This window comes from Actinokineospora sp. PR83 (assembly GCF_021056305.1).
In the GTDB taxonomy this organism is placed as follows: domain Bacteria; phylum Actinomycetota; class Actinomycetes; order Mycobacteriales; family Pseudonocardiaceae; genus Actinokineospora; species Actinokineospora spheciospongiae.
This window is the reverse complement of the sequence record NZ_JAJCXD010000065.1, coordinates 1-24,906: the sequence shown is the minus strand read 5'-3', so window position 1 is coordinate 24,906 and position 24,906 is coordinate 1. Positions and strand designations below refer to the sequence as shown.

Here is a 24,906-nt window from a genome sequence, read left to right as displayed (position 1 = left end):
GCTACGCACGATCGGCCGTCCGGTCGACGTGGAGCGCGCTCCAGGTTTCGATCAGCCCTGGTGGGCGCCCCCGTGCCCGGCGTGCGGCGCGTGCCGGGCCTCCTCGCGCACGGCCCGGTAGTGCACCCACTCGAAGGCGATCAGGACCACCAGCACCGCGGTCAGGACCGCCAGGGCGACCAGCACCGGGACCAGCCCCATCAGCGGGGTCAGGCCCACCAGCAGGGCCGCGGCGGCGAGGCGGTGCAGCTTGAACATGCGGTTGCACCGCCAGGAGACGGCCGCCTGGGCCAGCAGGTACAGCGCGGCGCCGCCGAACAACGCCCACAGCGGGGCGCCGTGCAGGTGGTCGGCGGGGCTGTGGCCGTCGGCGCCGCCGAGGTAGCCCAGCGCCTTCTTCAGCCCGAGGGCGAGCATGACCACGCCGACCACGATCGGCAGGTGCAGGTAGGTGAAGGCGGCGCGGGCCATCCGCGCGCGCTCGTGGCCGCTGACCGCGGCCAGCGCCCGCTCGGCGACCATCACGTGGGTGTCGAAGTAGGCCCACCACAGGCACGCCGCGATCGTCAGCCCGAGCACCGCCCCGCCGATGATCGGCCAGGAGATGGGCAGGTGGTTGACCCCGACGCCGATGGCCACGATCGACTCGCCCAGGGCGATGATGACGATCAGCCCGTGCCGCTCGACGAAGTGCGACGCGGAGTTGAGCCGCCAGCCGCGGGCACCGATGACCAGCGTGCCGCCGTAGTCGGCGACCACGGCGGCCACCCAGAGCAGGAGCTGGGCGGTGCCGCTGGTCTGCGCGGCGACGAGCAGCAGCACGGTCCCGGCGACCATGGTGGGGGCGAACCGGATGAGCTGGGCGCGCAGCCCGGCGTCGCCGTCGGCCGCGATCCAGAACAGCACCAGGTGCACCGCGCGCACCAGCAGGTAGCAGAACGCGAAGACCACCGGCCCGTCCAGGCCGCCCGGGATGTCGTCGAACGATTCCGGGATGGCGATGGCGATGCCGAACATGGCCGCCATCGCGCCCAGCATCGCCGTGCGGGCCAGCCCCTCGTCGGCCTTGACCAGGTTCGACAGCCACGAGTAGCAGACCCAGCACCACCAGACGACGGACAGGATCAGCGTCCCGCGCAGCAGCGCTCCCGCGCCGGGCTGGCCGCCGTCGCCGGTGTCCTCCGCCATCAGCGCGGTGACCTGGGTCAGCGCGAAGACGAAGACCAGGTCGAAGAAGAGTTCGAGCGTGGTCGCGGTGGAACTCTCCCGCACCCGCTCCACCCTCGGACGCGGCTGCCTGCCGGTACGCGGCTTGCTCATGGCGGCATGGTGGCACGCCGGCCTCCGGCCGGGCGACCCCGGCGGGGTGCGACCGGGTTTCGGCCCGATAGCTTCCGGGCATGGTGGTGCGTCTGCGGCTGCGCTGGGAACCGGTGCCTGCCGACTGGTCCGACGGGGTGCGGGCGGTGGTGCCGTTCGTCCGGTGGGTGCCGTGGTTCGCCGCGGCGCTCGGGGTGTTCTCGGTGGTGCTGCTGGTGCTGGGCCAGGTCCCGCCGGGGGTGTTCGGGGTGGTGTGCGCGGCGGTGATCGCGGTGCTGCCGGGGGTGGCGGCCGCGGTGGCGTTCCGCCGCGACCCGATCGCGGGCCGGGTCATCACCGCCGACGTCGACGACCGGTCGCTGCGGATGATGACCCTCGACGGCTCCGCCTACAGCGAGGTCGACCTCGCCGAGTTGGCCGACTGGGCCGAGACCGAGCGCAGCTTCGTGCTGAGCACCGGCGGCGGCGCGTTCCACGCGGTGCCCGGGCGCGCGTTCGGCAGCACCGAGGACATCGACGCGTTCCGCGCGCTGCTCGCCGCCACCCTGGGGCCGCGGGAGCGGAGCTGAGCGACGGGGCGGACCCGCGCCTCCCGGTCTCCCCGGCCGTCGCGTACCCTCGGTCCCCGTGTCAACTCCGAGTGCGACATTCGCGGTGTGGGTTTCGGCTTGGTTGAACGGATCCGCCGCAGCGGACGACGTCCTGGACGCCCTCGGGCACTGGGCCGAGCTGCACGACGTGGTGGCCGTCGGCCAGGGGACCGCCGAGTCGCTGGACGTGCCGACGCGCGGGCAGGCGGGTGGCCAGGTGGCCGCCCTGCTCGCGGCGGTGCGCCGCGCGGGCGTCACCGGCGGGCGCCTGGTGCTGCCGGTCCCCGGCGACGTGCGCGGCCTGGGTGGTCGCAGCGAGTTCGCGGGCACCGCCCTGCACGCCGGTGAGGCCGTCGTCCTGCACGGCGCCCCGCTGGGCCTGGTCCCCGAAACCGCCGCCGACGGCGTCCTGCGCTGGACCGCCTTCGACATCGGCGACGCCCCCGCCACCGAGCACCTGCCCCTGGGCGAGGCCGAGCACGAGCTGACCGGCGCCATGCGCGTCGCGGCGGGCGTGCTCACCGGCCTGGGCGTGGCCAAGCACCGCGCGGGCGTCCGCGACGAGATCACCGCCCGGGTGGCCCACCGCTCCGCCGCCCCGTGGCCCGAGGGCACCCCGCCGCGCGCGCTGCGGGTGCTGCAACGGGCCAACGAGGTCTCGGCGATCCTGGACCTGGCGGGCGAGGACGCCCCGGGCGGCGCCCTGTCGTCCTCCTCGGCCCGCCGCCGCGCCGAGGCCCTGCGCCCGCTGTCGGACGCGGTGCGCCTGGCCCGGCTGGCAGCGGTCGACGAGGCCGTCCGCGTCTTCTCCGACCGGCAGAGCAGCGACTCCGTCTGAGCCGCGGTCCGGGGCAACGCCCCACCTGTGCGCGCGGGACCAGCCGGAACCGGCCGAAGCGGCCGATTCCCCACCACCCCCTACCTGCGGCTGCCACAATGATCGATACCGACCGTTGTGGTGTGCTCGGGTGAGGAGTGTGGAATGGCGCAGCCGACCCAGGCAGGTCCGCGCAAGGCCCTGCTGGCGATCTCGATGGTCCTCGGCCTGCTGGTGCTCGTCGTCGCGGTGGTGACCGTGCGCAAGCTGGCCGAGCCGCCGGAGCCGCAGGGCGCGTGCGTGCCGCTGGAGGTCAGCGTCTCCACCGAGAAGGACGAGATCCTCGCCGAGATGGCCGACCGCTACAACGCCGCTGGCCGCCTCTTCGCCGACGACCGGTGCGCCACGGTGACCGCGCACGGCCTGACCTCCGGCACCTCCGCGGCTGCGCTGGCGCAGGGCTGGGACGCCGCGGGCACCGGGATGCCCGCGCCGCAGGTGTGGCTGCCGAGCACGTCGCTGTGGGAGCGCAAGATCAGCAGCGGGGGCAAGCCGAGCGTGGCGCTCAAGCCCGATTCCCCGTCGCTGATGTCGAGCCCGGTGGTGCTGGCCATGCCGAAGCCGATGGCGGACGTGCTGCTGGCGCAGTACCCGCGGCCGGGGTGGAACGACCTCATCCAGTTCTCGAAGAAGCCGTGGAAGGACTACGGGCACCCCGAGTGGGGCCAGTTCGTGCTGGGCCGGGACAACCCGCTGCTGTCCTCCTCGGGGCTGGGCGCGTCGCTGGCGACCTACCACGCCGCGGCGCTGGCGGTCACCGGCCGGGAGCTGACCGAGCAGTCGGTGGAGGACCCGGCGGTCGAGGCGGTCGTGCACGGGGTGGAGAGCTCCGTCGGCAGCTACGGCGACGACGCGGCGCTCTACGCGGAGAAGCTGTTCGAGGAGGACCAGAAGAAGGAGCCGGTCCCCTACATCAGCGCCATCGTGCTCCAGGAGCAGCTTGTGCACCTCTACAACGTGGGCGTGCCGAACGCGGACCCAGCCCGGTTGGCCAAGGTGGCCGATCCGGACGCGCAGGACCGGCCCACGCCGCCGAACCGGCCGCTGACCACGATCTACCCGAAGGACGGCACGGTCGTGTTCGACCACCCGTTCATCGTGCTGGCGGGTACCTCCGGGCTCCAGCGGGCCGCGGCGGAGGACTTCCGGGCGTTCCTCGGCGAGCCCGACCAGCTCGCCCGGTTCGCCGGGGCGGGGTTCCGGCTGCCGGTCGACGCGGACGGCAACCCGGCGCCGCCGACCGAGCAGTTGCGGCGGTCCCTGGGGGTGCCCGGCGACCAGGCGCTGACCCGGATCGAGACGCCGTCGCCTGCCCTGCTGGACAAGGTCGTCACCGGCTGGCAGAAGACGCGGCGCACCGCGCGGGTCCTGGTGGTGCTGGACGTGTCCGGGTCGATGAACGACCTGGCGGTGCCGGACCGGCCGGGGTCCCCGGAGGGGAAGCTGACCAAGCTGGAGCTGCTCAAACCGGCGGTCACCAAGGCACTGGACCTGCTCGGGGACAACGACCAGGTGGGCCTGTGGACGTTCTCCACCGGGTACCGCGAGGTGCTGCCGATGTCGCGGGTGGGTGACGTCCGACCGCAGTTGGGGCAGGCGATCGCCGGCCTGACCGCGGTGGGCAACACCGACCTCTACAACACGGTCAACGCCGCGCAGGCGCAGATGGCGCAGAGCATCAACCCCGACTCCATCAACGCGATCGTGCTGCTGTCGGACGGGGCGAACCACCCGGCGAACCCGCAGGCGCGCGCGGACATGCTGGGCAGGGTCAACGCCGAGCTGAACGAGACCTCGGTGCGGATCTACACCATCCCCTACGGCGCCGACGCCGACCGCACCACCATGGTCGACATCGCCGACGCCACCCGGGCGGTGTCCTACGACGCGCAGCAGCAGCCGCTGGAGATCGACAAGGTGTTCGCCAGCGCGTTCAGCAACCTGTAGAGGAGCAGTCGGTGATCTCCAGCAGGCACACCCCCGCCCTGGTCGGTGCGGGGGTGCTCGGGGTCGCCGGTCTGGTCGCGACCGCGCTGGTGCTGCCGCCGGGACTGGCGGTGGCGGCGGTGGTCGCGCTGTCGGTGGGGGTCGGGGTGCTGTGCGCCGGGGTGGTGCTGGGGTTCTGGTGGGTGCTCGACACCGCGTCGGCGCCGGAACCCGGGGCGCGCGTGGAGGGGGCGCCGGTGCTGCTGCTGCGCCGGGTGTGCGCGGCGGCGGCGGAGGTGCGGGTGCACGCGGTGCGCCGGGCCGAGGTCGGCGACCTGGTGGGGTTGTCGTCGGAGGTGGTGGAGGAGGTGTACTCCGTGGCCAGGGCGGCCCGGGTCGAAACCGGCAGGCGCTTCGACGAGGACGTGGACCTGCTGGACCGGGCGGCGCGCGCGGTGGAGGACGTGGTGCGGTTCCTCGACAGCGAACCGGTCACCACGGCCCCGGCGCGCACCGAGCTGACCGGCCTGCTGACCCGGCTCCGCGAGCGGCCGGGGCGCCCCGGCCCCGATCAGTCCACTGCGGACTGAACCGGTCCCTCGGAGCCGCCCGGCGAACCCGAAGACCGCCGACCGGCTGAGAAGTGCCCGGGTGGACGGATGTGCTCGGCGAACGACCACCCCCGAAACCGCCAGCCCGGCGAGCAAACGCCCGGGTGGGTGGATGCGCTCGGCGATGACCACCCTTGCAACCGCCGGCCTGGCTACCCAACTGCTCAGGTGGATGGAAGCGCTCGGCGGCAACCACCCTCGCAACCGCCGGCCTGGCTACGCCCCTGCCCGGGTGGGTGGATGTGTTTGGGTGGGGGTGGTGATCATGTGCAAGCCTGCCTGGGCGGTGGGGCATCCCTTCAGCCCCACCCTGTCACGCCGGGCCACATGATCGCCGTAGGGGCCCCGGCCAAGCACATCCACCCAGCCGGACACCCCCACCACACTGGCAATCAGCTCACGGGGCGGCGGACCGGTTCGCAGCAGGCGATCGCGCACGGGGCGCCGTTGCGGGTGCAGCCGCCGACCGGGAAGTCCGACAGCTTGCGCGCCTCGGCCCCGGCCAGGTGCTCGCGGACGAGTTCCACCACCAGCTCGGCGAAGCGGGGGTCGCCGTTCGGGGTGGCGGCGCGGGCGAAGGCCATGCCCAGCTCCTCGGCCTTCTCCTTGGCCTCGGTGTCGAGGTCCCAGACGACCTCCAGGTGGTCGCTGACGAACCCGACCGGGCACACCAGCACCGCGCGCACCCCGTCGGCGTGCAGCGCCTCGACGTGGTCGACCACGTCGGGCTCCAGCCACGGGATGCGCGGTGGACCAGAGCGCGACTGCCACACCACGTCGAACCCGTCGGCGCCCACCTCGGCGGCCACCAGCCGGGCGGCCTCGGCGACTTGCCGGGAGTAGCGGCGACCGCCCTCCTCCGGGGGGCCCGCGGCGCGGTCGGCGGAGTCGGGCACCGAGTGCGCGGTGAAGACCAGCCGGTACCCCTCGGGCAGGTCGGCGGCGGCGGCGCGCACGGCGTCGGCGAAGGCGGAGACGAACAGGGGGTGGTCGAAGAAGTGGCGCAGCTTGACCAGGTCGGGTGCGTCGTCGCCGACCGACTCGCGGGCGCGGGCGATGTCCTCGTCGTACTGGCGGCAGGCCGAGTAGCCGCCGTAGGCGCTGGTGGGGAACACCAGCGCGGAGCGGACGCCGTCGGCGGCCATCTTCGCGACGGTGTCCTCAACCATGGGGTGCCAGTTGCGGTTGCCGAAGTACACCGGCAGGTCGATCCCGGCGGCGGCCAGTTCGGCGCGGACGGCGTCCATCGCCTCCCGGTTGAGCCGGTTGATCGGCGACACGCCGCCGAAGTGCTGGTAGTGCTGTTCCACCTCGTCGAGGCGCTCCGGCGGGACCCCGCGCCCCCGGGTGACGTTCTCCAGGAACGGGCGGACGTCGGCCGGGGACTCGGGGCCGCCGAAGGACAGCCACAGCAACGCGTCGGTCATGTGCGCAGTTCTAGCTCACATGCCGGTGGCGTGCACGCCGCCGTCGACCCACACCATCGACCCGGTGGTGGCGGGCAGCCAGTCCGACAGCAGCGCGCAGACCGACTTGGCGACCGGGGTGGCGTCGTTGACGTCCCAGCCCAGCGGGGCGCGCTCGCCCCAGGCGTCCTCCAGCTCCTTGAAGCCGGGGATGGACTTGGCGGCCATGGTGCGCACCGGTCCGGCGGCGACCAGGTTCACCCGGACGCCCTTGGGGCCCAGCTCGCGGGCCAGGTAGCGGTTGGCGGACTCGAACGCGGCCTTCGCCACGCCCATCCAGTTGTAGGCAGGCCAGGCGACGCGGGCGTCGAAGTCCAGGCCGACGATGGACGAGCCGGGGCTCAGCAGCGGCAGGGTGGCCACCGCCAGCGACTTCAGCGAGTACGCCGAGACCTCCAGCGCGACCGCGACGTCCTTCCACGGGGCGTCCAGGAACGGGGCGCCCAGGCAGGACTGCGGGGCGAACCCGATCGCGTGCACCACCCCGTCGAGGCCGTCGACGTGCTCGCGCACCGCGTCGGCGAGACCCGCGAGCTGCTCGTCGTTCTGCACGTCGAGTTCGATGACCGGGGCGGGCTTGGGCAGGCGGGTGGCGATCCGCTGCACCAGGCTCATCCGGCCGAACCCGGTGAGCACGACCTCCGCGCCCTGCTCCTGGGCCGCCTTGGCGACGTGGAACGCGATGGACGCGTCGGTGATCACACCGGTGATCAGCAGCCGCTTGCCTTCGAGCAGACCGGTCATGGCCGGGAGTCCTCCTGGAACGGTGTTACGGGACGGGGTGGTGCTCAGTGGCCCATGCCGAGGCCGCCGTCGACCGGCAGCACCGCGCCGGTGATGTAGCCCGCGGCGGGCGAGGCGAGGAACGTCACCGCGGCGGCGACCTCCTCGGGCTGGGCGTAGCGCCCGGCCGGGACCGAGGCGAGGATCTGCTTGCGCCGGTCCTCGGTGAGCGTCTCGGTCATGTCGGTGGCCACGAAGCCGGGGGCCACGACGTTGGCGGTGATGTTGCGCGAGCCCAGCTCCCGGGAGATGGAGCGGGCCATGCCGACCATGCCCGCCTTGCTGGCCGCGTAGTTGACCTGCCCGGGCGAGCCCATCAGGCCCACGACGGAGGAGATGTAGACGATGCGCCCGGAGCGGGCCCGGAGCATGTTGCGGGTGGCGCGCTTGGTCACCCGGAACGCACCGGTCAGGTTGGCGTCGAGGACGCGGGTGAACTGCTCCTCGTCCATGCGCATGAGCAGCGTGTCGTCGGTGATGCCCGCGTTGGCCACCAGTACCTCGACCGGCCCGTGCTCGGCCTCGACCTCGGTGAACGCGGCGTCGACCGCGGCGGAGTCGGTGACGTCGCACTTCACGCCGAACAGCCCCTCCGGGGCGCCCGAGCCGCGGTGGGTGATGGCCACCCGGTCGCCCTGGGCGGCGAAGGCCCTGGCGATGGCCAGCCCGATGCCGCGGTTGCCGCCGGTGACCAGCACCGAGCGACCGCCGGAATTGTTGGAACCGTCCATCTGTCTTCCCCTTGCGCCCCTCGACATCATCCGCCGTGAGGCTAGCGGCCTTCGCTGACGTCTGACTGGTGACCCCGCTGAGGTCGCACGGCCTTCCCGCCTGGACGCGGTCGTCCGAGGTGGTCCCCCGGTCAGGGCAGGCGTTGGCCGATGACCAGGGAGCCCGCCGCGGACAGCAGGGCCAGCAGGGTGCCGAGGATGAGCCACGGCCTGCTCGCGTCGGCCTGCTTGATCTCGTAGCCGATCTGCTCGCCGAGGGTGTCGTAGACCTTGCGCAACTGGTCGGCGGTGGCGGCCCGGTAGAAGTCGCCGCCGGAGAGTTGGGCGATCTCCTCCATGGCCGCGTCGTCCACGGCGACCGACTGGGGGCGGCCCTCGATCTCGACGGTGCCGTCGGCGGTGCCGAAGGAGATGGTGGTGATCGGGATCTTCTTGTCCGCCGCCGCCCTGGCCGCGGTGAACGAGCCGCGCGGGTCGTCCTCGGACTCGGTGGGGATGGTCTGCTTGCCGTCGGACATCAGCACGATGCGCGCCGGCGGTGGGCCCTCCGGTCCGCCGACGACGGAGGAGAAGCCCTCGATCGACTGGAGCGCGGCGAAGATCGCCTCGCCGGTGGCGGTGGACTGGGCCAGCTTGAGGTTGTCGATCGACCTGGCCACGCCCGCCCGGTCGGTGGTCGGGGCGACCAGCACGGTGGCGGTGCCCGCGAAGGTGATCAGCCCCAGGTTCACCCCTGGGGTCAGGCCCTCGGCGAAGGACTTCGCGGCGACCTTGGCCGCCTCCAGCCGGGTCGGGGCGACGTCGGTGGCCTCCATCGACAGCGACACGTCGATGACGAGCACCACGGTGGCCCGGTTGCGCGGCACCTTCTGCTCGGCGGTCGGCCCGGCCATCGCCACGGTCAGCAGCACCAGCGCCAGGATCAACACCACCGCGGGCGCGTGCCGGGTGAGGCCCTGCCGCTTGGGGGCGACGCGTTCGAGCAGTTCCAGGTTGGTGAAGCGCAGGGTGCGCCTGCGCAGCGCCTTCTGCACCAGCACGTACCCGGCGGCCAGCGCGGCCACGGCGAGCAGCACCAGGAACCACCACGGCGAGGTGAACCCGCTCAGGCTCATGCCGCACCCCCCGACCAGCGGCGCTTGCGGGAGACGACGAAGCGCACGGTGTCGGCGATCCAGTCCGAGTCGGTGCGCAGCACCAGGTGCCCGCTGCCCGCCCGGCGGATGCCGGAGGCCACCTCGGCGCGGTGCTCGGCGGCGGCGGCGGCGAACTCCTTGCGCAGCAGCGGCGAGGCGGTCACCTCGCGCTGGCGCCCGGTCTCCGGGTCGGCGAGCACGACGGTGCCCACGTCCGGCAGTTCGACGTCGCGCGGGTCGACGATCTCCACCGAGATCAGTTCGTGGCGCAGCGACAGCGCGCGCAGCGGTCGCTGCCAGTCGGTGTCGCCGAGGAAGTCGGAGACCACCACGGCCAGACCGCGCCTGCGCGGGGGCCTGCGCAGCTGCTCGACCGCGCCGGCCAGGTCGCCGCGCACTCCCTCGGGGGCGCGCTGGACCTGGGCGACCTTGCGGACCAGGCCGCGGGCGTGGGCGAGGCCGCCGCGGGCGGGGACGCGGACCAGTTCGGCGCCGGTGGAGATGAGCGCGCCGATGCGGTTGCCGCCGCCGCGGGTCAGGTGGGCGATGGCGGCGACGGTGGCCACGGCCAGGTCGCGCTTCTCGCAGGCGGCGGTGCCGAAGTCCAGGCTGGCGGACAGGTCGACCACCAGCCAGGTCTCCAGTTCGCGGTCGGCCACGGTCTCGCGGATGTGCGGGGTCGTGGTGCGCGCGGTGACCGCCCAGTCCATCCGGCGCACGTCGTCGCCGGGGGCGTAGGGGCGGGCCTCGCCGGGCTCGGAGCCGGGTCCGGGGACCAAGCCGAGGTGGTTGCCCTGGAGCAGGCCGTCGAGCCTGCGCCGGACGTCGATCTCCAGCAGGCGCAGGCCCGCTTCCATCCGGTCGCCGCGCAGCACCGGCGGCGCCCAGTCCGGCCGGGGGGTCCCGGAGTCCTCGGGGCCTGCCCCGCGGTTCCCAGAGGAAGCCACTACCTACCCGCCACCCCGGCGGGCACGCCGTTCTGCGGCCGGGCCGAGACCTGCGGCAGCGGCACGGTCTGCAGCACCCGGGAGATCATGTGCTCGATCGGCACGCCGTCGGCGAGGGCGTCGTAGGACAGGACCAGGCGGTGGCGCAGCACGTCGGGCACCACGTCGACCACGTCCTGGGGCAGCACGTAGTCGCGCCCGCGGACCAAGGCCAGGGCGCGCGCGGAGGCGACGATGCCGAGGCTGGCGCGCGGGGAGGCGCCGTAGGCGATCCAGCCCGCGACGTCGGTGAGGCCGTGCTCGGCCGGGGTGCGGGTGGCCAGGACCAGGCGCACGGTGTAGTCGACGAGCGCGTGGTGGACGAACACCGACGAAGCCACGCCTTGCAGGCGCTTGAGTTCCTCGGGGGTGAGCACCTGCTGCGGCTGCGGCGGCGCGACGCCCATCCGGTAGACGATCTCGCGCTCCTCCTCGACCGTCGGGTACTCCACCAGGATCTTGAACAGGAAGCGGTCGCGCTGCGCCTCGGGCAGCGGGTAGACGCCCTCGTTCTCGATGGGGTTCTGGGTGGCGAGCACCAGGAACGGGTCGGGCATGGGGAAGGTCTGGCCGCCGATGGACACGTGCCGCTCGGCCATCACCTCCAGCATCGCCGACTGGACCTTGGCGGGGGCGCGGTTGATCTCGTCGGCGAGCACGAAGTTGGCCACGACCGGGCCCAGCTCGACGTCGAAGCGCTCTTGGCCCTGCCGGTAGATGCGGGTGCCGAGGATGTCGGCGGGCACCAGGTCGGGGGTGAACTGCACGCGGGAGAACGAGCCGCCGACGACCTTGGCGAAGGTCTCCACCGCGAGGGTCTTGGCCACGCCGGGCACGCCCTCCAGCAGCAGGTGCCCCTTGGCCAGCAGTCCGACGAGCATCCGCTCGACCAGCCGGTCCTGCCCGACGATGACGCGCTTGACCTCGAACACGGTCCGCTCGAGCAGCTGGGCGTCCCGCGCGGGCGTCGCCGCGGACGACTCGCTCGTGAACTCGGCCTGACCGGGCTCGGTCACCGGCATCCTCCTTATGGACGGTCATCCCACCGAGGTCCAGCAAACCCGACGAGCGGTGAGAGCGCTGTGAACTCCGTCCCCCGCGCCGGGGCTTCAACCCCCGAACCGGCGCAGGTCCTCCGGTGTGTCGATGTCGGCGGCGGCGCCACCGGGGTCGGGCACCCGCGCGGCGGTGAGGCCGCCGAGCACCCGGCGCAGCGACATCCCGGCGCCACCGGCGGGAACGGCGGCGCGCAGCACCCCGAGCCGCCACGCGCTGAGCAGCCACTGCTCGCGCCCGGCACCGTCCACGAGCACCGCCCCGCACTCCCCCACCTCGGCCACCAGCCGCGCCACGATCGTGTGATCCACCGCGGGCAGGTCGGCGGCGAGGAGCACGGTGACGGTGTGCTCGGGCAGGTCGGCCAGCACGTCGAGGGCGGCCCGCAGCGCGGCCACCGGCCCGCCGCCGGGCGGGTCCTCCCGCGTCCACTCCACCGGCCGGGGCAGCTCGCGCTCCGGTCCGACGACCACGGTCCGCGCGCCGTCGACGGCGGTCACGGCCCGGTCCAGCAGCGACCGCCCGGCCACGACCAGCCCCGGTTTGTCGACCCCGCCGAGCCTGCTGCCGGACCCGCCCGCCAGCACGACCGCGGCGCGGGTGTCCGGAGAGGACGACCCGCCCAGGGCGGTGACCGTGCCCGCGGCGCCGTCCACCCGGACCCGGGTGCCGGTCGCCAGCCGGGTCGTGGCGTCGCCGCAGCCGACCACGGCCGGGATGCCCAGTTCCCTGGCGACGATCGCGGCGTGCGACAGCGGGGCGCCGACGTCGGTGACGACCGCCGCCGCCCGGGAGAACAGCGGGGTCCAGCCGATGTTCGTCACCGACGTCACCAGCACCTCCCCCGGCCGCAGCGCCGCTCCTTGCTCTACAGTGGACAGCACGCGCACCGGTCCCTCCGCGATCCCGCCGGAACCGGGGAGCCCGGTGACGTCCGGGCCACCTGGACCCGGGTCCCGCTGAGCCGAATCCCGTTGCGCCGCCCACGAAACCGGGTCGAACCGGCCGCGCAGCACCGTCGGGTACGGCGGGAGCGCGCGGTAGCGGTCGTAGGCCACGCGCCGCCCCGGCACGGCCGCGAACGGTGTCGGGTCGCCGTCGAGGACGGCCAGCAGTTCCGGCAGGGGCAGGAAGAACACGTCGTCGCCGCGCCCGGTCAGCTCCCCCGCCCGCACCCAGAAGGCGCGCAGCACCGAGAACACCCGCACCATCTCCGACCGCGCCAGCTCCCGCCCGCGCGCCGCCGCAGCCGCTTTCGCCAGGGGGCGCCGCAGTGCCCGCTCCGCGCCGGGGTGTCGGGCCCACACCCGGGCGCGGGCCTCGGCCTGGGCGCGCAGCCGTTCCTCCGGGTCGCCCTCGGCGGTGGCCAGGGCGCGGTCGAGCCAGTCCGGGTCCTCGGCCGGGCGCGGCGCGGACAGCTCGAACTCGTCGGCGCAGCGGTGGCCCCACGCGTCGAGGTAGGTGGCGCGGTCGAGGCGCCCCGCGCGCAGCCGGGCCAGGCCCAGCGCCGGGCCGAGGCTGACCAGTTCGTCGGAGTCGGTGTGCAGACCGGTGGCGAGGACCGCGGCGTCGTCGTCGCCGACCCGGGCGCGCAGCCTGGCGTGCACCGCGCCGGGTCCGCCCTGCCGGGCGCCCGCGTCGAAGGTGCGGCAGGTGCGCAACAGCAGGTCGTGGCCTTCGGCGTGCCACAGCCCGACCAGGGCGGCCGGGGTCGGGGCGGCGGCGATCCGCTCGCGGAGCCGGGCGCAGCGGGCGGGGTTCGCGGCCACCAGCGCGGGCAACCGACGCCGGTAGCGGACCGATTCGACGCCCGCCACCGCCGCCGTCCGCAGCGCGGCGCGCAGCAGCGCCGGTCGCGCCATCGGCAGCGGCGGGACGTCGGCGGGGATCGGGCCCAGGGTCTGCGCCATGGCCTTGCGGGCGACCCGGCCGAGGCCGAGCGCGCCCGCGACGGCCAGGGCGGCGCTGAGGTTGAGGTAGAACCGGCCGCCGACGATGCCGTTCACCGGGTGCCCGCCGACCGGGGGCGGGGCCAGGGTGCGCACCACCGACCAGGTGGCCGGGGTCATCACCCCGGGCACGGCCTCGCCCAGGTTGGCGCAGGTCCACAGGTAGTCGCCGCGGACGGTGTCGTTCCACTCGCGGGCTTCGGCGGCGCCGCCGGTGACCGGCCGGGCCTGCAGGATGGCGAAACCGCCTCGGTGCCGTGCCCACTCGACGTCGGACGGGCCGAACCGCTCGTGGACCACGGCACCGAGGGCGGCCAGCTCGGCGGTCTGCGCCTCGGTCAGCACCGGGGCGCGGCGCAACCGGTCCGGCACCGGCTCCACCGCGGTCCCGCCGGGGACGCGCACCGTGCGCAGCGCCTTGTCGCCGATGACCCGACGGGGCCGCGGCCCGCCGACGACGTAGGTGTCCGGGGTGGTCGAGCCGTCGACCACCGATTCGCCCAGTCCCCAGCCCGCGTTCACGACCACGCCGTCCGCCCCGGTCACCGGGTCGACAGTGAACAGCACCCCGGCCGACTCGGCGTCGACGAGTTCCTGGACCACCACGGCCATCTCGGCGTGGTCGATCCCGGCCCGCTCCCGGTAGGCCGCGGCCCGCGCGGAGCCCAGCGACGCCCAGCACCGCTCGACCGCCGCGAACACCTCCCCGGCCCCTTCGACCCCCAGGAAGGTGTCGTGCTGACCGGCGAACGACAGCCCGGGCAGGTCCTCCGCGGTCGCCGACGAGCGCACGGCCACGGCGGGCGACCCGAGCCCCGCGTACGCGGCGGCGACCGCGGCCCGGATCTCTGCGACCGCGGCCGGGTCGGTCCGGCGGCGGAAGGCGGCGGTGGTGACGACGAACCCGGCGGGGACCGGAACCCCGGCCCGCGCCAGTGCCGTCAGCGCCCGCGCCTTGCCCCCGACCTCGACCGACCCGACTTCCTCCGACAGCGGTACGACCAGTGGTTCCCCCATACCGCCCAGTGTCCCGGGATCAGGCGTTCTCGACCACCAGGGCGGGGTAGTCGGTGTAGCCGCGCTCGTCGCCGCCGTAGAAGGTGGCCCCGTCGGCGGGGTTGAACGGGCCGCCCGCGGCCAGTCGGGCGGGCAGGTCCGGGTTGGCCAGGAAGAGCTGCCCGAAGGTGATGACGTCGGCAACGCCCTCGGTGACCAGCGCCAGCGCGTCGGGACCGGTGAAGCCGCCGGGGGTGGCCGGGTTGAGCAGCAGCACGCCGCCGAAGCGCTCGCGCAGGTCCAGGGTCAGGTCGCGCTGCCCGGGGGCCTCCCCCACGTGCAGGTACGCCAGGCCCAGCGGGACCAGGGCGTCGACCAGCGCGGTGTAGGTCTCGACGTGGCCGTCCTCGACGATGTCGTTGTACGGGTTGGTCGGGGAGATCCGCAGGCCCACCCGGTCGGCACCGATCGCGGCGGTGACCGCCCGCGCGACCTCGACCACGAGCCGGATCCGCCCCTCGACCGAACCGCCCCACTCGTCGGTGCGCAGGTTGGCGTTGGTGGAGAGGAACTGGTGCAGCAGGTAGCCGTTGGCGCCGTGCAGTTCCACGCCGTCGAAGCCCGCGGCGACGGCGTTGCGGGCCGCGTCGGCGAACCCGGCGATGGTCTCGGCGATGCCGTCGCTGTCCAGCTCGACCGGCGCCTCGAACGTCTGCGGCCCCGCGGCGGTGTAGACCTGCCCGGCCGCGGCGACCGGGGACGCGCCGACCGGGTGCAGGCCGTCGGGCAGCAGGCTGGCGTGGCCGATCCGGCCGGTGTGCATGAGCTGGGCGAAGATCACCCCGCCGCGGGCGTGCACCGCGTCGGTGACCGCGCGCCAGGCTTCGACCTGCTGCTCGGAGTGCAGGCCGGGGGTGTCGGGGTAGCCCTGGCCGACGACGGTGGGCTGGATGCCCTCGGTGATGATCAGGCCCGCGCTCGCGCGCTGCGCGTAGTACTCGGCGGTCGCGGCGGTGGGGCTGTTGCCGGGGCCGTAGGCGCGGCTGCGGGTCATGGGGGCCATGGCGATCCGGTTGGCGAGGGTGCGGTCCGCGAGGTCGATGGGGTCGAAGGCGGTGCTCATGGTGGGTCCTCCACAGTGCGATCGATTTACCTGACCGAACAGGAAAATGTCTCCGCGTCTTCCCCCATGCGCTCATTTATGAGCCACCTCACCAGGTGTTGACAAGCCTTCCCAGCATGTGGCAGTTCCCTGTCCGAACAGCTAAAGTCGGTCCATGACCCAGGACCCGCAGCGCCCGGCGGGCGCGTCGCTGCCCGCGGCGGCGCGCGGCGGACCGATCAGCCACGCCATCTTCCGCGTGGCCCGGCTGCACCGGATGCTGGCCGGGCGGCTGCTGCGCCAGGTCGGCCTGCACCCCGGCCAGGAGACCCTGCTGATGCACCTGTGGGAGGCAGGCCCGCAGCGGCAGACCGACCTGATGGCGGTGCTGGGCTCGGACTCGGCCACGGTCACCCGCACCGTGCAGCGGTTGGAGCAGGCCGGTTTCGTCCGCCGCGGCCCGTGGCCGGGCGACCGCCGGGCCACCCTGGTCGAGTCCACCCCGGCGGGCAACGCGCTGCGCGCGCGGGTGGAGGAGAGCTGGCGGGAACTGGAGCGGATCACCGTCGCGGACATGGGCGCGGCCGAGCGGGACACGGCGCTGGCGGCGCTGACCCGCCTGGAGGAGAACCTGCTCGCGGAGTGCCCGGAGAACCGCCGCTGAGCCGCGCGCCCGATCACACCGAACCCCACCGACGCAGCGACAACCGGCCACCCTGCAGCCGCCGGCCGGGCACCACCCACCACAACCGACAGGGCATAGGGCCTGTCCTCAAAGCCGACCGCCTGAAAACCGCAGGCCCGGCTACGCCCCTGCCCGGGTGGGTGGATGTGTTTGGCCGGGGGTGGCGATCATGTGCAAGCCTGCTGGGGCTGTGGGGCATCTCTTCAGCCCCACTCGGTCACACTGGGCGCATGATCGCCGTAGGGGCCCCGGCCAAGCACATCCACCCAGCCGGGCACACTGGCAAAATCCCGGGCTTTGAGGACACGGCCTAGGGCTGCGGCTGCCCGGTCAGGCGGTCGACCAGGGCCACGACCAGGGCGTGGCGCTGTTCCGGGGTGAACAGGTCGGGGAGCGTGAGGCGCTCCAGGATCAGCCAGTTCAGGGCCAGCCACAGCGACACCACCGCGGTCGAGTCGCCGGGGAGACCGGACTGCTCGTGGTAACCGGTGTTCGCGTCGAGGTCGGCCCGGACGCGCCGGGTCAGCACCTCCCGCAGCTCGGGTCGGCGGGTCGCCTCCAGGCGCAGTTCCAGCAGGGCCAGGAAGCCCGCCGGGAACGCGGCCACCCGCTCCACCACCTCGTGCATCAGCTCGGCGAGCTTCGCCCGGTCGCGCGGTCCGGCCAGTCCCGCGGCGAGCACCGCTTCGTCGGGGACCAGCCGTTCGTACACGCGCTCCCCCGCCTGGGTGAGGATTTCCTCGCGGTTGGCGAAGTAGTTGGACGCCGTGCCCGCGGGCACCCCCGCCCGCCGGTCGACCGACCGGAACGTCAGGCCCCGCGCACCGTCGTCCGCCAACACCTCGATCGCGGCGTCGAGCAGCGCCGCCCTCCGCTCCGGGTTGCGTCGCACCTTGAAACCACTCCATCCGTAGTGCTAACGTTCAAACCACTACAGGCAAAGTACTACAGCCGGAGTTGATCCGGCGGATGCGAGGCCCAGTGCGCGAGCTCGTCTACTTCGTCGCCGTGTCCATCGACGGCTTCATCGAGGGCCCCGGCGGCGAGACCGACTTCTACCCCGAGGCGCCGGACATGGTCGACCACCTCCACACCCGGTTCCCGGAAACCACACCCACTCACATGCGCGCTCCCCTCGGCCTCGACGGGGTGGCCAACCAGCGGTTCAGCTCCGTGGTGATGGGGCGCGGCACCTACCGGCCCGCGCTGGAGGCGGGCATCACCAGCCCGTACGCGCACCTGCGCCAGCACGTGGTCTCCCGGTCCCTGCCGGAGATCGCCGACCCGACCGTCGACCTGGTCCCCGGCGACCCGCTCGGACTCGTGCGCGGGCTCAAGGCCGAGACCACTCCCGGCGACATCTGGCTGTGCGGCGGCGCCGACCTGGCGGGCCAACTCCTGCCGGAGATCGACGAACTGGTCATCAAGCGGTACCCGGTCCTCGCGGGCGACGGGAAGCCCCTCTTCACCGGACCGTTCCGGCCCCGCCCGTTCGCCCCCGTGGAAACGCTGACCTTCAGCCACGGCGGGACCATCACCACCTACCGACCGGCCTAGAATTCCCGGCGTGCGCAGGGTGATCGTGACCGGCATGACCGGTGCGGGCAAGACGACGCTGGCGACCGCCCTCGCCCACCGCCTCGGCCTGCCGTTCACCGAACTGGACACCCTCGCCTACGAACCGGGCTGGGTCGAGCGCGCGGCATACCGGACCGACGTGGAACGGCTCGCCCGCACCGGGGAGTGGGTCGTCGACTCCTACGGCGCACCACCGGTCCGCGACCTGCTGTGGTCGCGCGCCGACACGGTCGTGTGGCTGGACTACGCGCGCGGACTGGTCACCCGCCGGGCGTTCGTCCGCTCACTGCGCCGCAGCCTGCGCCGCGAACGGATCTTCAACGGCAACGTCGAGCGCTGGCGGGAGTGGCTGAGCCCGGACCACCCCGCCCGCTCGGCCTGGTCCGGCCACCCCGCCAGGCGCACCTACCTCGCGGCCAGGATCGCCGAAGACCGACACGCGCACGTGGACGTGGTCCACCTGTGCACCCCGACCGAGGCGACCGCCTGGCTGGCGACCGTGAACCCGATCGGGGCCCAGGGCGAATAGCGGTCCACAAGAGACCGCCCGGCGGAGGGCGAAAAACCCCGTGGGAGCGGGCTCAGTCGGCCACGAGCCGGGCGGCGAGGCCGGGGGCGAGGCGGTGCACGGCCAGCAGCACACCGACCCCGCCCACCCGGACCACCGACCGGCCGCGGCGCACCCCGCCCAGGATCCCGTCGGCCGCCGCCCCCGCGCTGATCTTGCGGGAGCCGCGCCCCTCGGTCATCGCGGTGTCGACCAGCGGGAGCATCGCGTCGACCACCCGCACGTGCGGGGCGTCGACGGCGAGCTGGTGGCGCAGCCCGGCGCTGAAGGCGATCAGCCCGGCCTTGGCCGCGCAGTAGACCGGCGCGGACCGCTTCGGGACCACGCCCAGCGCCGAGGTGACGTTGACGATCGTCGCCGAGGGGGCGGCGGCGAGGGCGGGCAGCAGCCGGGCGGTGAGCCGCAGCGGCCCGGCCAGGTCGGCGCCCAGTTCGGCGGCGATGTCGGCGGCGAGGGCGTCGCGGTCGGCGCTCGCCCAGGAGCGGTCGAGTTGCACGGCGGCGTTGTTGACCAGCAGGTCGAGCCCCCCGAGCGCGAGGGCGGTGGCGGCGAGCCGGTCGACCGACACCGGGTCGGCGAGGTCGGCGACGGTGGTGCGCAGGCCGGGCAGCATCCGCTCGGCCAGGGCGAGCCGGTCGGCGTCGCGACCGCAGACCAGGACGGTGACGCCGTCGGCGACGAGCCGTTCGGCCAGGGCGAAGCCGACGCCGGTGCCGCCGCCGGTGATCAGCGCGGCGCTCACCCGGCGGCCTCGTGCCCGTCCTCGACGGCGAGGACCAGTTCGTCGAGGTGGAAGTAGGGCACGGTGAACAGCGGCGAGTCGCGCAGTTCCTCGACGACCAGGTAGTAGTCGGCGAGGTCGGTGGTGGTGAACAGGAGGACGTCGCTGCACCGCGCGCTGAACGCCTCGGCGTCGAAGAACCGCGCGGTGGTCCTCGGGTGCCTGCGCAGCGCGGCGCCCAGCGTCTTGTCGGCGACCGCCGCGCGTTCGGGCCTGCTCAGCCGCAGCCACGCGGGCAGTGCGGTGATCAGCATGAACGCCGTGTACTCGGTTTCTGTAGCAGTTGTTACATCCATGGCGGCGACCGTAGATGTAACAACTGCTACAGTCAAGGCCGTGGCCCGCCTCCCCGACACCGCCCGCCGCGCCGAGCTGATCGCCGCCACCCTCGACGACCTGGCCGCGCACGGCCTGGCCGAGTTCACCCTGCGCGGCCTCGCCGAGCGCCTGGGCACCAGTGCCCGGATGCTGGTGCACTACTTCGGCAGCCGCGACCGGCTGCTGGCCGCCGCCTTCGCCGAGCACCGCAGCCGGGTGCTCGCCCAGCTCGACGCCGCCGCCGAGCAGGACCTGCGCACCGCCGCCGCGGCGGCCTGGTCCTCGATGACCACCGACCGCGCGCACTTCACGGTGATGTACCAACTCCTGACCGCCGCCCTCACCGAGGACCACCCGGCCGCCCGGACCGCCGTCACCGCCTGGGTCGACTACGCCGCGACCCTGCTGCCCGACCACGACCCGGCCACCGCCACCGCCCTGGCCTCCGGCCTCAAAGGACTCCTGCTCGACCGCATGGTCACCGGCGACCACGCCCGCTGCGACGCCGCGGCGGCCCTGCTGATCGACCGCCTGCTCAGCTGAGGTCGGCCAGCGCCGCGTCGACCTCGGCCAGCAGCCTGGCCTTCGGGCGCGCGCCGACGATCGCCCGGACCGGCGCGCCACCGGCGAACACCAGCACGGTCGGCAGGGACATGACCCGGTGGTCGCGGGCCGTGGTGGGGTTCTCGTCGGCGTTGACCTTGCGGATGGTCAGGTCGGGCCGGGTCGCGGCGATCTCGGCCAGCACCGGGGCCATCATGTGGCACGGCCCGCACCACTGCGCCCAGAACTCGACCAGGACCGGTCCGTCGCGGTGCAGGACCTCCTCGGCGAAGGTGGAGTCGGTCACGGCGGCAACGGTGTTCGCGGTCGTCACGGGTTCTCCTCGAAGTGGTGGGGTGGCACGCTCGCGGCGTACCCGGTGGTGACGCGGCAGGGCCCGGGTTCCCGCGCCAGCGCGTCGGCGAGCTTGGCCACCAGGCCCGCCCGCACGGCGCCGAGCCGCTCCAGGCAGTCGTCGACCTCGGCGAGGCGGCGGCGGTAGACCTCGACCGAGTCGGCGCAGTCGTCGCCCGCCCCGTGCCCGGCCCGCAGGCAGGCCACGAACGGGCGCGTGTCGTCCAGGCTGAGCCCGGCCGCCTGCAACGCCAGGATCTCGCTGACCAGGCGCGCGTCGTCCTCGTCGTAGTCGCGGTAGCCGTTGGCCGTGCGCCGGGCCCGGCCCAGCAACCCCTGCGACTCGTAGAACCGCAGGGCCCGCGTCGTCGTCCCGGTCCGCTTCGCCAACTCCCCGATGCGCATGCCGGGAACGCTAAACCTTGCCGCCCACGTCAAGGCAAGCGTTGTCCCGCCGGGTCCGGTCGACCTCGGGCGTGTGCGCCTCGGCCCACTCCCGCAGCGCGGCCGGCAGGGTCGCCGACGGCATCTCCTGCGACACCCCGGCACCCGGCGCCGCAGGCAGGCGAAGCGCACCTCGTCCTGGTCGCCCGGCGCCTGCACCGGGTGCGCGGGTCGGTCTTGATGAGCCGGACTCACCGGCTCAGGGTGGTCTCCCGCTCCATGTGCGAGAGCTTCTCGGGGTTGCGCACGGCGTAGAGCCCGGTGATGAGGCCGTCCTCGACGCGCACCGCCACCACGGTGTCGATCTCCCCGCCGAGCCGGACGACCAGTGCCGGGTACCCGTTGACCTGCGCCTGCCGCAGCGACACCGCGTCGGCCAGCCTGCCGAGGCCCCCGATCAGCAGCCGGGCCACCTTGTCCGCCCCCACCACCGGCCGCGCAATCGCTTGCTTGACCCCGCCCCCGTCGCCCAGGAGGACGACGTCCGGCGCCAGGACGTCGAGCAGGCGTTGCAGGTCACCGGTTTCCGCAGCCTGTCGGAACGCCTCCAGCGCCTCCCGCGTCTCGGCCGCGGACACGACCCCGCGCGGCCTGCGCGCCGCCACGTGCGCCCGCGCCCGGTGCGCGATCTGCCGCACCGCGGCCGGGTTCTTGTCGACCGCCTCGGCGATCTCGTCGTAGGCCAGGCCGAACACCTCGCGCAGCACGAACACCGCCCGCTCGGTCGGCGCGAGCGTCTCCAGCACCAGCAGCACCGCCATCGACACGCTGTCGGCCAGTTCGACGTCCTCGGCCACGTCGGGCGCGGTCAACAGCGGCTCGGGCAACCACGACCCGACGTAGGACTCCTTGCGGCGGCCGAGCACGCGCAACCGGGCAAGCGCCTGCCGGGTGGTGATCCGCACCAGGTAGGCCCGCCGGTCCCGCACCGAGTCGAGGTCGACCCCCACCCACCGTAACCAGGTCTCCTGCAACACGTCCTCCGCGTCCGCCGCCACCCCCAACACCTCGTAGGCGACGGTGAAGAGCAGGTTGCGGTGAGCGAGGAACACCTCGGTGGCGAGGTCGGCCCGGTCGTCGGATGGGGCCTGCGCCGCGCCTGCCATGGGGAACTCCTCTTCGCGCTCGACTGTGTCCCCCACCAGATGCCGCACCCGCCCGTTGTGTGACACCCGGAGGCCGACCCGGCCATGGCGTGCATCACACACCCACGCTGTCACACGAACCGCCTCGCGGTCATCTTGTGCCCGACCGACACGACACCACGAGCGAGGACACCCCCATGGACACCCGATTCGACCTGTTCGGCAACGAGCTCGCCCTCAGGTTCGCCAAGCGGTTCGCCAACGCGGGCCAGGTGATCCACTCCTCCACCCTGCCGAAGTCCACCCAGGAACTGGTGTCCCTGCGCGCCAGCCAGATCAACGGCTGCGGCTGGTGCATCGACATGCACACCAGGGAAGCCGTGGCCGACGGGGAATCGGCGGTCCGGCTCAACCTGGTCGCCGCCTGGCGCGAGGCCACCGTCTTCACCGAGGCCGAGCAAGCCGCCCTGGCCTTGGCCGAAGAAGGCACCCGCCTCGCCGACGCCCACCCGGGCGTCTCCGACGAAACCTGGGCCCAGGTCCGCGAGCACTACGACGACGACCAGATCGCCGCGCTGGTCGCGCTGGTGGCCCTGATCAACGCGGCCAACCGGCTCGCCGTGATCGTGCACCAGCGGGGCGGCTCCTACGAGCCCGGCATGTTCGCCGCCGCACTCGCCTGATCGACCCCGCGTCCCGGCCCGGACCCCCGACCCGGACCGGGACGCGCTCACTCGACCGTCGAGAAGACGGAAAAGCCCACCTTGTTGGGCTTCGGATTCCATGCCACGCTGATCTTCTCCGACCTGCGGTTCCCCACTGTCCCACGGCGATGTCGCACGAGATCGACCTGGATCGGCCGCACTCCCCAGCCGGAACGGACGCGCCGGGAGAGTTCCCGCTCCCCGGTAGGGCGCGGTGGTTCTCCTGCGACGCGAGGCCGTGGTGCCGCGGCCTGGCACAGCTCCCGCCCGCGCCCGAATGGAGCCCTCCATGACCCCGATCCCGACCTCGGCCCCCCGCCGCCTGCCCCGCGTCCTCGCCGTTGCGGTCGGCCTCGCGCTCGTGGCGACCGCCGCGGCAGTCCCGCACGCGGAGGCCGACGAGCTGCGGCAGGTCCTGTTCGTGGGCAACAACTGGGACGGCACGGCCGACGTGGTCGAGTCCACCGGCGGCTACGCCCGGATCGGCCGGGTCGACGTCGTCCCGGACCGGGAGGAGCGGATGCGGGAGATCACGCTTAACCCGATCAAGCTCGCGTTCTTCCTCGGCGTCCGCTTCGGCCCCGGCGAGGGGCACGACCAATTGGTCGACGACCTCTACAGCACCCGGACGGCCGGTCGCTGGTGGCCTCGCGCCCCAGCTTCGCCGACGTGGTCTCGATCGATCTGGCCACCGACCGGGTCAACTGGCGCTTCCCGGTCTCCGGCTTCCGCGCCGACCACATGGCGGTCTCGCCGGACGGGCGCGCGGTGGCGGTCTCGGCGTCGATGTCGACATCGACATCGAACACCGTGCACGTGCTCGACATCCACACCGGCAAGCAACTCGGGTCGTTCCCCACCGGGGACAAGCCGCACGAGAACGTGTTCACCGACGGCGGCAGGCTGCTGTGGAACATGTCCATCGGCGAGGTCGTCAACGGCTTCGACGACCCCGCGCTGGACTGGGCCAAGGGCGACCGCCGCATCACGGTCGTGGACACGAGCACCTTCCAGCGGGTCGAGGTGATCGACATGCGGGAGCGGCTGGACGCCTTCGGCCACCGCGGGGTCACCGACGCGGTGCGGCCGGTGGCCTTCACCCCGGACGAGTCCACGCTCTACTTCCAGGTGTCGTTCTTCAACGGCTTCTACGAGTACGACGTGGCCGCCGACCGGATCACTCGGGTCAAGACCCTGCCCACGGGCCATGGTACCAACCCCGACCGCACGACCTGGGTCAACGACTCCCGCCACCACGGCATGACCATGAACCCCCGGGGTGACAAACTCTGCGTCGCCGGGACGGTGGACGAGTACGCCACCGTCGTGGACCGCACCACCCTCACCGAGGGGCCGCTCGTCCCCGCCGCCAAACCCTACTGGGCCACGGTCAACGGCGACGGGACCGCCTGTGTGATCTCCGAGAGCGCCGCCGACCAGATCACCGCCATCGACTTCGCGACCGGCCGGAAGATCACCTCCGTGCCCGCGGGGGACCACCCCCAGCGCATCCGCGTCGGCCACGTCACCGCGGGGTGGACGGCCCCGGCACCGGACTGAGGGTTCGACCGGGGACACCGGGCACGGCCGGACCCCGGTGCCGCTCACGACCGGCCGTGCGGCGCTCCGGCGCGGTGGTCATCCTCGTGCCCGCGGTGGTCGAGCGCAAGGGCGTCTGCCAGCAGTTCCCGGATCTCCGAGGCCAGGGCGTGCCCCCGCCGCGCTGGGCGAGGGCCAAGGCAGCGCCCAGCTCGTCGGTCCCGCGCCGCACGTCGCCCACCGCCAGCAGCAGGTCACCGAGGTCGCGGCGGGTGGTGGCCTCGTCGGGTCCGTCACCGATCCGGCCGGTGATGAGCGCACCGCGCTCCAGCGCCTCGACGGCGGCCTCCTCCCGACCGGTGTCCGCCCACACCGGCGCGAGCAGGCGCAGGGCGCTCGCGGTGCCGCGGTCGAAGCCCGCCGCCTCGGGCAGGACGAGGCACCGCTCGAAGTGGACCTCGGCCCGAGCGGTGTCGCCGGTCCGGCGCACCAGCATCCCGGGGTTCTCGTGCGCTGCGGCCTCGGCCGCCGGGTTGCCCAGCTCGGCGACGATGCCCAGGCCGCGTTCCCCGCACTCGATCGCGGAGCTGAGGTCCCCCTGCACCTCGAACAGGTGGCACAGGTTGGTCAGGCACATCGCCTGCCTCGGGCGGTGCCCCAGCGCGGTGAACCGGGAGTGCCCGCACTCGACCAGCCTGATCGCCTCGGCCAGCCCGGCACCGGTCCGGTCGCGCGCCTGGCGCGAGGCCACCGTCTTGCCCGGCCGCTCGTCGAACGT

The 24,906-nt window shown here is 73.7% G+C and carries 25 protein-coding genes and 1 pseudogene; 10 read left to right on the top strand and 16 right to left on the bottom strand.

Translation table 11 applies throughout. From position 1 onward, the window contains the following. Positions 1 to 51: 51 nt before the first annotated feature. Entirely contained in the window at positions 52 to 1,320 is a 1,269-nt protein-coding gene (locus tag L6E12_RS21620; protein ID WP_236229746.1) for a low temperature requirement protein A, read from the bottom strand. An 80-nt stretch (positions 1,321 to 1,400) separates the two neighbouring features. Here L6E12_RS21620 and L6E12_RS21615 point away from each other — a divergent pair, with 80 nt between their 5' ends. The 4 genes from L6E12_RS21615 to L6E12_RS21600 all read left to right on the top strand — a co-directional run bounded on the left by L6E12_RS21615 (position 1,401) and on the right by L6E12_RS21600 (position 5,303). Then, entirely contained in the window at positions 1,401 to 1,889 is a 489-nt protein-coding gene (locus L6E12_RS21615) for a YcxB family protein (protein WP_236229745.1), read from the top strand. A gap of 58 nt (positions 1,890 to 1,947) precedes the next feature. Continuing rightward, positions 1,948 to 2,748: a hypothetical protein gene (locus tag L6E12_RS21610; protein WP_236229744.1), complete on the top strand. Its 801-nt coding sequence runs from the start codon at positions 1,948 to 1,950 to the stop codon at positions 2,746 to 2,748. A gap of 144 nt (positions 2,749 to 2,892) precedes the next feature. Then, complete coding sequence (locus L6E12_RS21605) at positions 2,893 to 4,734, top strand: VWA domain-containing protein (RefSeq protein WP_236229743.1); 1,842 nt, start codon at positions 2,893 to 2,895, stop codon at positions 4,732 to 4,734. Between the two features lie 11 nt (positions 4,735 to 4,745). Beyond that, positions 4,746 to 5,303: a hypothetical protein gene (locus L6E12_RS21600; protein ID WP_236229869.1), complete on the top strand. Its 558-nt coding sequence runs from the start codon at positions 4,746 to 4,748 to the stop codon at positions 5,301 to 5,303. 413 nt (positions 5,304 to 5,716) lie between these two features. Here the strand turns inward: L6E12_RS21600 and L6E12_RS21595 are convergent, their stop codons facing one another. The 8 genes from L6E12_RS21595 to L6E12_RS21555 form a co-directional block, all read right to left on the bottom strand. Continuing rightward, positions 5,717 to 6,751: a ferrochelatase gene (locus tag L6E12_RS21595; RefSeq protein ID WP_236229742.1), complete on the bottom strand. Its 1,035-nt coding sequence runs from the start codon at positions 6,749 to 6,751 to the stop codon at positions 5,717 to 5,719. A gap of 15 nt (positions 6,752 to 6,766) precedes the next feature. Beyond that, the gene (fabI, locus tag L6E12_RS21590) at positions 6,767 to 7,534 is read right to left on the bottom strand and encodes an enoyl-ACP reductase FabI (RefSeq protein ID WP_236229741.1); all 768 of its coding nucleotides are present in this window, start codon (positions 7,532 to 7,534) and stop codon (positions 6,767 to 6,769) included. Positions 7,535 to 7,578: 44 nt separating this feature from the next. Beyond that, on the bottom strand, positions 7,579 to 8,304 hold the full coding sequence (fabG, locus tag L6E12_RS21585; RefSeq protein WP_236229740.1) for a 3-oxoacyl-[acyl-carrier-protein] reductase: 726 nt from the start codon (positions 8,302 to 8,304) through the stop codon (positions 7,579 to 7,581). Positions 8,305 to 8,435: 131 nt separating this feature from the next. After that, positions 8,436 to 9,419 carry a VWA domain-containing protein gene (locus tag L6E12_RS21580; RefSeq protein WP_236229739.1) on the bottom strand — a complete coding sequence of 328 codons (984 nt, stop codon included), beginning with the start codon at positions 9,417 to 9,419 and terminating at the stop codon, positions 8,436 to 8,438. Continuing rightward, positions 9,416 to 10,297 carry a DUF58 domain-containing protein gene (locus L6E12_RS21575; protein WP_236229855.1) on the bottom strand — a complete coding sequence of 294 codons (882 nt, stop codon included), beginning with the start codon at positions 10,295 to 10,297 and terminating at the stop codon, positions 9,416 to 9,418. The genes L6E12_RS21580 and L6E12_RS21575 overlap by 4 nt, the downstream gene beginning before the upstream one ends. A gap of 89 nt (positions 10,298 to 10,386) precedes the next feature. Continuing rightward, positions 10,387 to 11,448 carry a MoxR family ATPase gene (locus tag L6E12_RS21570; RefSeq protein ID WP_236229738.1) on the bottom strand — a complete coding sequence of 354 codons (1,062 nt, stop codon included), beginning with the start codon at positions 11,446 to 11,448 and terminating at the stop codon, positions 10,387 to 10,389. An 87-nt stretch (positions 11,449 to 11,535) separates the two neighbouring features. After that, complete coding sequence (locus L6E12_RS21560) at positions 11,536 to 14,448, bottom strand: PEP/pyruvate-binding domain-containing protein (RefSeq protein ID WP_308075113.1); 2,913 nt, start codon at positions 14,446 to 14,448, stop codon at positions 11,536 to 11,538. A 19-nt stretch (positions 14,449 to 14,467) separates the two neighbouring features. Next, complete coding sequence (locus L6E12_RS21555) at positions 14,468 to 15,550, bottom strand: alkene reductase (protein ID WP_236229737.1); 1,083 nt, start codon at positions 15,548 to 15,550, stop codon at positions 14,468 to 14,470. Between the two features lie 154 nt (positions 15,551 to 15,704). Between L6E12_RS21555 and L6E12_RS21550 the strand changes: the two genes are divergently transcribed. Beyond that, a complete protein-coding gene (locus tag L6E12_RS21550; protein ID WP_236229736.1) occupies positions 15,705 to 16,193 on the top strand; it encodes a MarR family winged helix-turn-helix transcriptional regulator in 489 nt (162 codons plus the stop codon). 331 nt (positions 16,194 to 16,524) lie between these two features. Here L6E12_RS21550 and L6E12_RS21545 read toward each other — a convergent pair whose 3' ends face one another. Beyond that, positions 16,525 to 17,106 (bottom strand): TetR/AcrR family transcriptional regulator, encoded by a 582-nt coding sequence (locus tag L6E12_RS21545; protein WP_236229735.1) that lies wholly within the window; start codon positions 17,104 to 17,106, stop codon positions 16,525 to 16,527. Between the two features lie 89 nt (positions 17,107 to 17,195). Here L6E12_RS21545 and L6E12_RS21540 point away from each other — a divergent pair, with 89 nt between their 5' ends. Continuing rightward, a complete protein-coding gene (locus L6E12_RS21540; protein ID WP_236229734.1) occupies positions 17,196 to 17,771 on the top strand; it encodes a dihydrofolate reductase family protein in 576 nt (191 codons plus the stop codon). 10 nt (positions 17,772 to 17,781) lie between these two features. Further along, positions 17,782 to 18,321: an AAA family ATPase gene (locus L6E12_RS21535; protein ID WP_236229733.1), complete on the top strand. Its 540-nt coding sequence runs from the start codon at positions 17,782 to 17,784 to the stop codon at positions 18,319 to 18,321. Between the two features lie 52 nt (positions 18,322 to 18,373). On the opposite strand, the gene L6E12_RS21530 is transcribed toward L6E12_RS21535, so the two are convergent. Both L6E12_RS21530 and L6E12_RS21525 read right to left on the bottom strand, forming a co-directional pair. Next, positions 18,374 to 19,102 (bottom strand): SDR family NAD(P)-dependent oxidoreductase, encoded by a 729-nt coding sequence (locus L6E12_RS21530; RefSeq protein WP_236229732.1) that lies wholly within the window; start codon positions 19,100 to 19,102, stop codon positions 18,374 to 18,376. Further along, positions 19,099 to 19,437 (bottom strand): darcynin family protein, encoded by a 339-nt coding sequence (locus L6E12_RS21525; protein WP_236229731.1) that lies wholly within the window; start codon positions 19,435 to 19,437, stop codon positions 19,099 to 19,101. Before L6E12_RS21525 ends, L6E12_RS21530 begins: the two co-directional genes overlap by 4 nt. Positions 19,438 to 19,477: 40 nt before the next feature. On the opposite strand from L6E12_RS21525, the gene L6E12_RS21520 reads away from it, so the two are divergent. After that, the gene (locus tag L6E12_RS21520; RefSeq protein ID WP_236229730.1) at positions 19,478 to 20,002 is read left to right on the top strand and encodes a TetR family transcriptional regulator; all 525 of its coding nucleotides are present in this window, start codon (positions 19,478 to 19,480) and stop codon (positions 20,000 to 20,002) included. Here the strand turns inward: L6E12_RS21520 and trxA are convergent. The 3 genes from trxA to L6E12_RS21505 form a co-directional block, all read right to left on the bottom strand. Next, entirely contained in the window at positions 19,995 to 20,336 is a 342-nt protein-coding gene (gene trxA / locus L6E12_RS21515) for a thioredoxin (RefSeq protein ID WP_236229729.1), read from the bottom strand. The two genes, L6E12_RS21520 and trxA, sit on opposite strands and share 8 nt — an antisense overlap. Beyond that, positions 20,333 to 20,761, bottom strand: coding sequence for a MerR family transcriptional regulator (locus L6E12_RS21510; protein WP_236229728.1), 429 nt, complete (start codon positions 20,759 to 20,761; stop codon positions 20,333 to 20,335). Before L6E12_RS21510 ends, trxA begins: the two co-directional genes overlap by 4 nt. A gap of 230 nt (positions 20,762 to 20,991) precedes the next feature. Beyond that, the gene (locus L6E12_RS21505) at positions 20,992 to 21,906 is read right to left on the bottom strand and encodes an RNA polymerase sigma-70 factor (RefSeq protein ID WP_236229853.1); all 915 of its coding nucleotides are present in this window, start codon (positions 21,904 to 21,906) and stop codon (positions 20,992 to 20,994) included. Between the two features lie 176 nt (positions 21,907 to 22,082). Here L6E12_RS21505 and L6E12_RS21500 point away from each other — a divergent pair, with 176 nt between their 5' ends. Together L6E12_RS21500 and L6E12_RS21495 are read left to right on the top strand one after the other, a co-directional pair. Next, positions 22,083 to 22,568: a carboxymuconolactone decarboxylase family protein gene (locus L6E12_RS21500; RefSeq protein ID WP_236229727.1), complete on the top strand. Its 486-nt coding sequence runs from the start codon at positions 22,083 to 22,085 to the stop codon at positions 22,566 to 22,568. Between the two features lie 310 nt (positions 22,569 to 22,878). Beyond that, positions 22,879 to 24,149, top strand: a pseudogene (locus tag L6E12_RS21495) (YncE family protein). On the opposite strand, the gene L6E12_RS21490 reads toward L6E12_RS21495, so the two are convergent. Beyond that, a partial coding sequence (locus tag L6E12_RS21490; protein ID WP_236229725.1) for a tetratricopeptide repeat protein occupies positions 24,115 to 24,906 on the bottom strand: 792 nt, incomplete at its 5' end. The pseudogene L6E12_RS21495 and the gene L6E12_RS21490 overlap by 35 nt on opposite strands.

What these genes read in the sequence shown, in the direction of transcription:
- L6E12_RS21620 (WP_236229746.1), bottom strand. Translation starts at nt 1,320, where the DNA reads ATGAGCAAGCCGCGTACCGGCAGGCAGCCGCGTCCGAGGGTGGAGCGG.
- L6E12_RS21615 (WP_236229745.1), top strand. Translation starts at nt 1,401, where the DNA reads ATGGTGGTGCGTCTGCGGCTGCGCTGGGAACCGGTGCCTGCCGACTGG.
- L6E12_RS21605 (WP_236229743.1), top strand. Translation starts at nt 2,893, where the DNA reads ATGGCGCAGCCGACCCAGGCAGGTCCGCGCAAGGCCCTGCTGGCGATC.
- L6E12_RS21595 (WP_236229742.1), bottom strand. Translation starts at nt 6,751, where the DNA reads ATGACCGACGCGTTGCTGTGGCTGTCCTTCGGCGGCCCCGAGTCCCCG.
- fabI (WP_236229741.1), bottom strand. Translation starts at nt 7,534, where the DNA reads ATGACCGGTCTGCTCGAAGGCAAGCGGCTGCTGATCACCGGTGTGATC.
- fabG (WP_236229740.1), bottom strand. Translation starts at nt 8,304, where the DNA reads ATGGACGGTTCCAACAATTCCGGCGGTCGCTCGGTGCTGGTCACCGGC.
- L6E12_RS21580 (WP_236229739.1), bottom strand. Translation starts at nt 9,419, where the DNA reads ATGAGCCTGAGCGGGTTCACCTCGCCGTGGTGGTTCCTGGTGCTGCTC.
- L6E12_RS21575 (WP_236229855.1), bottom strand. Translation starts at nt 10,297, where the DNA reads ATGGAAGCGGGCCTGCGCCTGCTGGAGATCGACGTCCGGCGCAGGCTC.
- L6E12_RS21570 (WP_236229738.1), bottom strand. Translation starts at nt 11,448, where the DNA reads ATGCCGGTGACCGAGCCCGGTCAGGCCGAGTTCACGAGCGAGTCGTCC.
- L6E12_RS21560 (WP_308075113.1), bottom strand. Translation starts at nt 14,448, where the DNA reads ATGGGGGAACCACTGGTCGTACCGCTGTCGGAGGAAGTCGGGTCGGTC.
- L6E12_RS21555 (WP_236229737.1), bottom strand. Translation starts at nt 15,550, where the DNA reads ATGAGCACCGCCTTCGACCCCATCGACCTCGCGGACCGCACCCTCGCC.
- L6E12_RS21550 (WP_236229736.1), top strand. Translation starts at nt 15,705, where the DNA reads ATGACCCAGGACCCGCAGCGCCCGGCGGGCGCGTCGCTGCCCGCGGCG.
- L6E12_RS21525 (WP_236229731.1), bottom strand. Translation starts at nt 19,437, where the DNA reads ATGGATGTAACAACTGCTACAGAAACCGAGTACACGGCGTTCATGCTG.
- L6E12_RS21510 (WP_236229728.1), bottom strand. Translation starts at nt 20,761, where the DNA reads ATGCGCATCGGGGAGTTGGCGAAGCGGACCGGGACGACGACGCGGGCC.
- L6E12_RS21505 (WP_236229853.1), bottom strand. Translation starts at nt 21,906, where the DNA reads ATGGCAGGCGCGGCGCAGGCCCCATCCGACGACCGGGCCGACCTCGCC.
- L6E12_RS21500 (WP_236229727.1), top strand. Translation starts at nt 22,083, where the DNA reads ATGGACACCCGATTCGACCTGTTCGGCAACGAGCTCGCCCTCAGGTTC.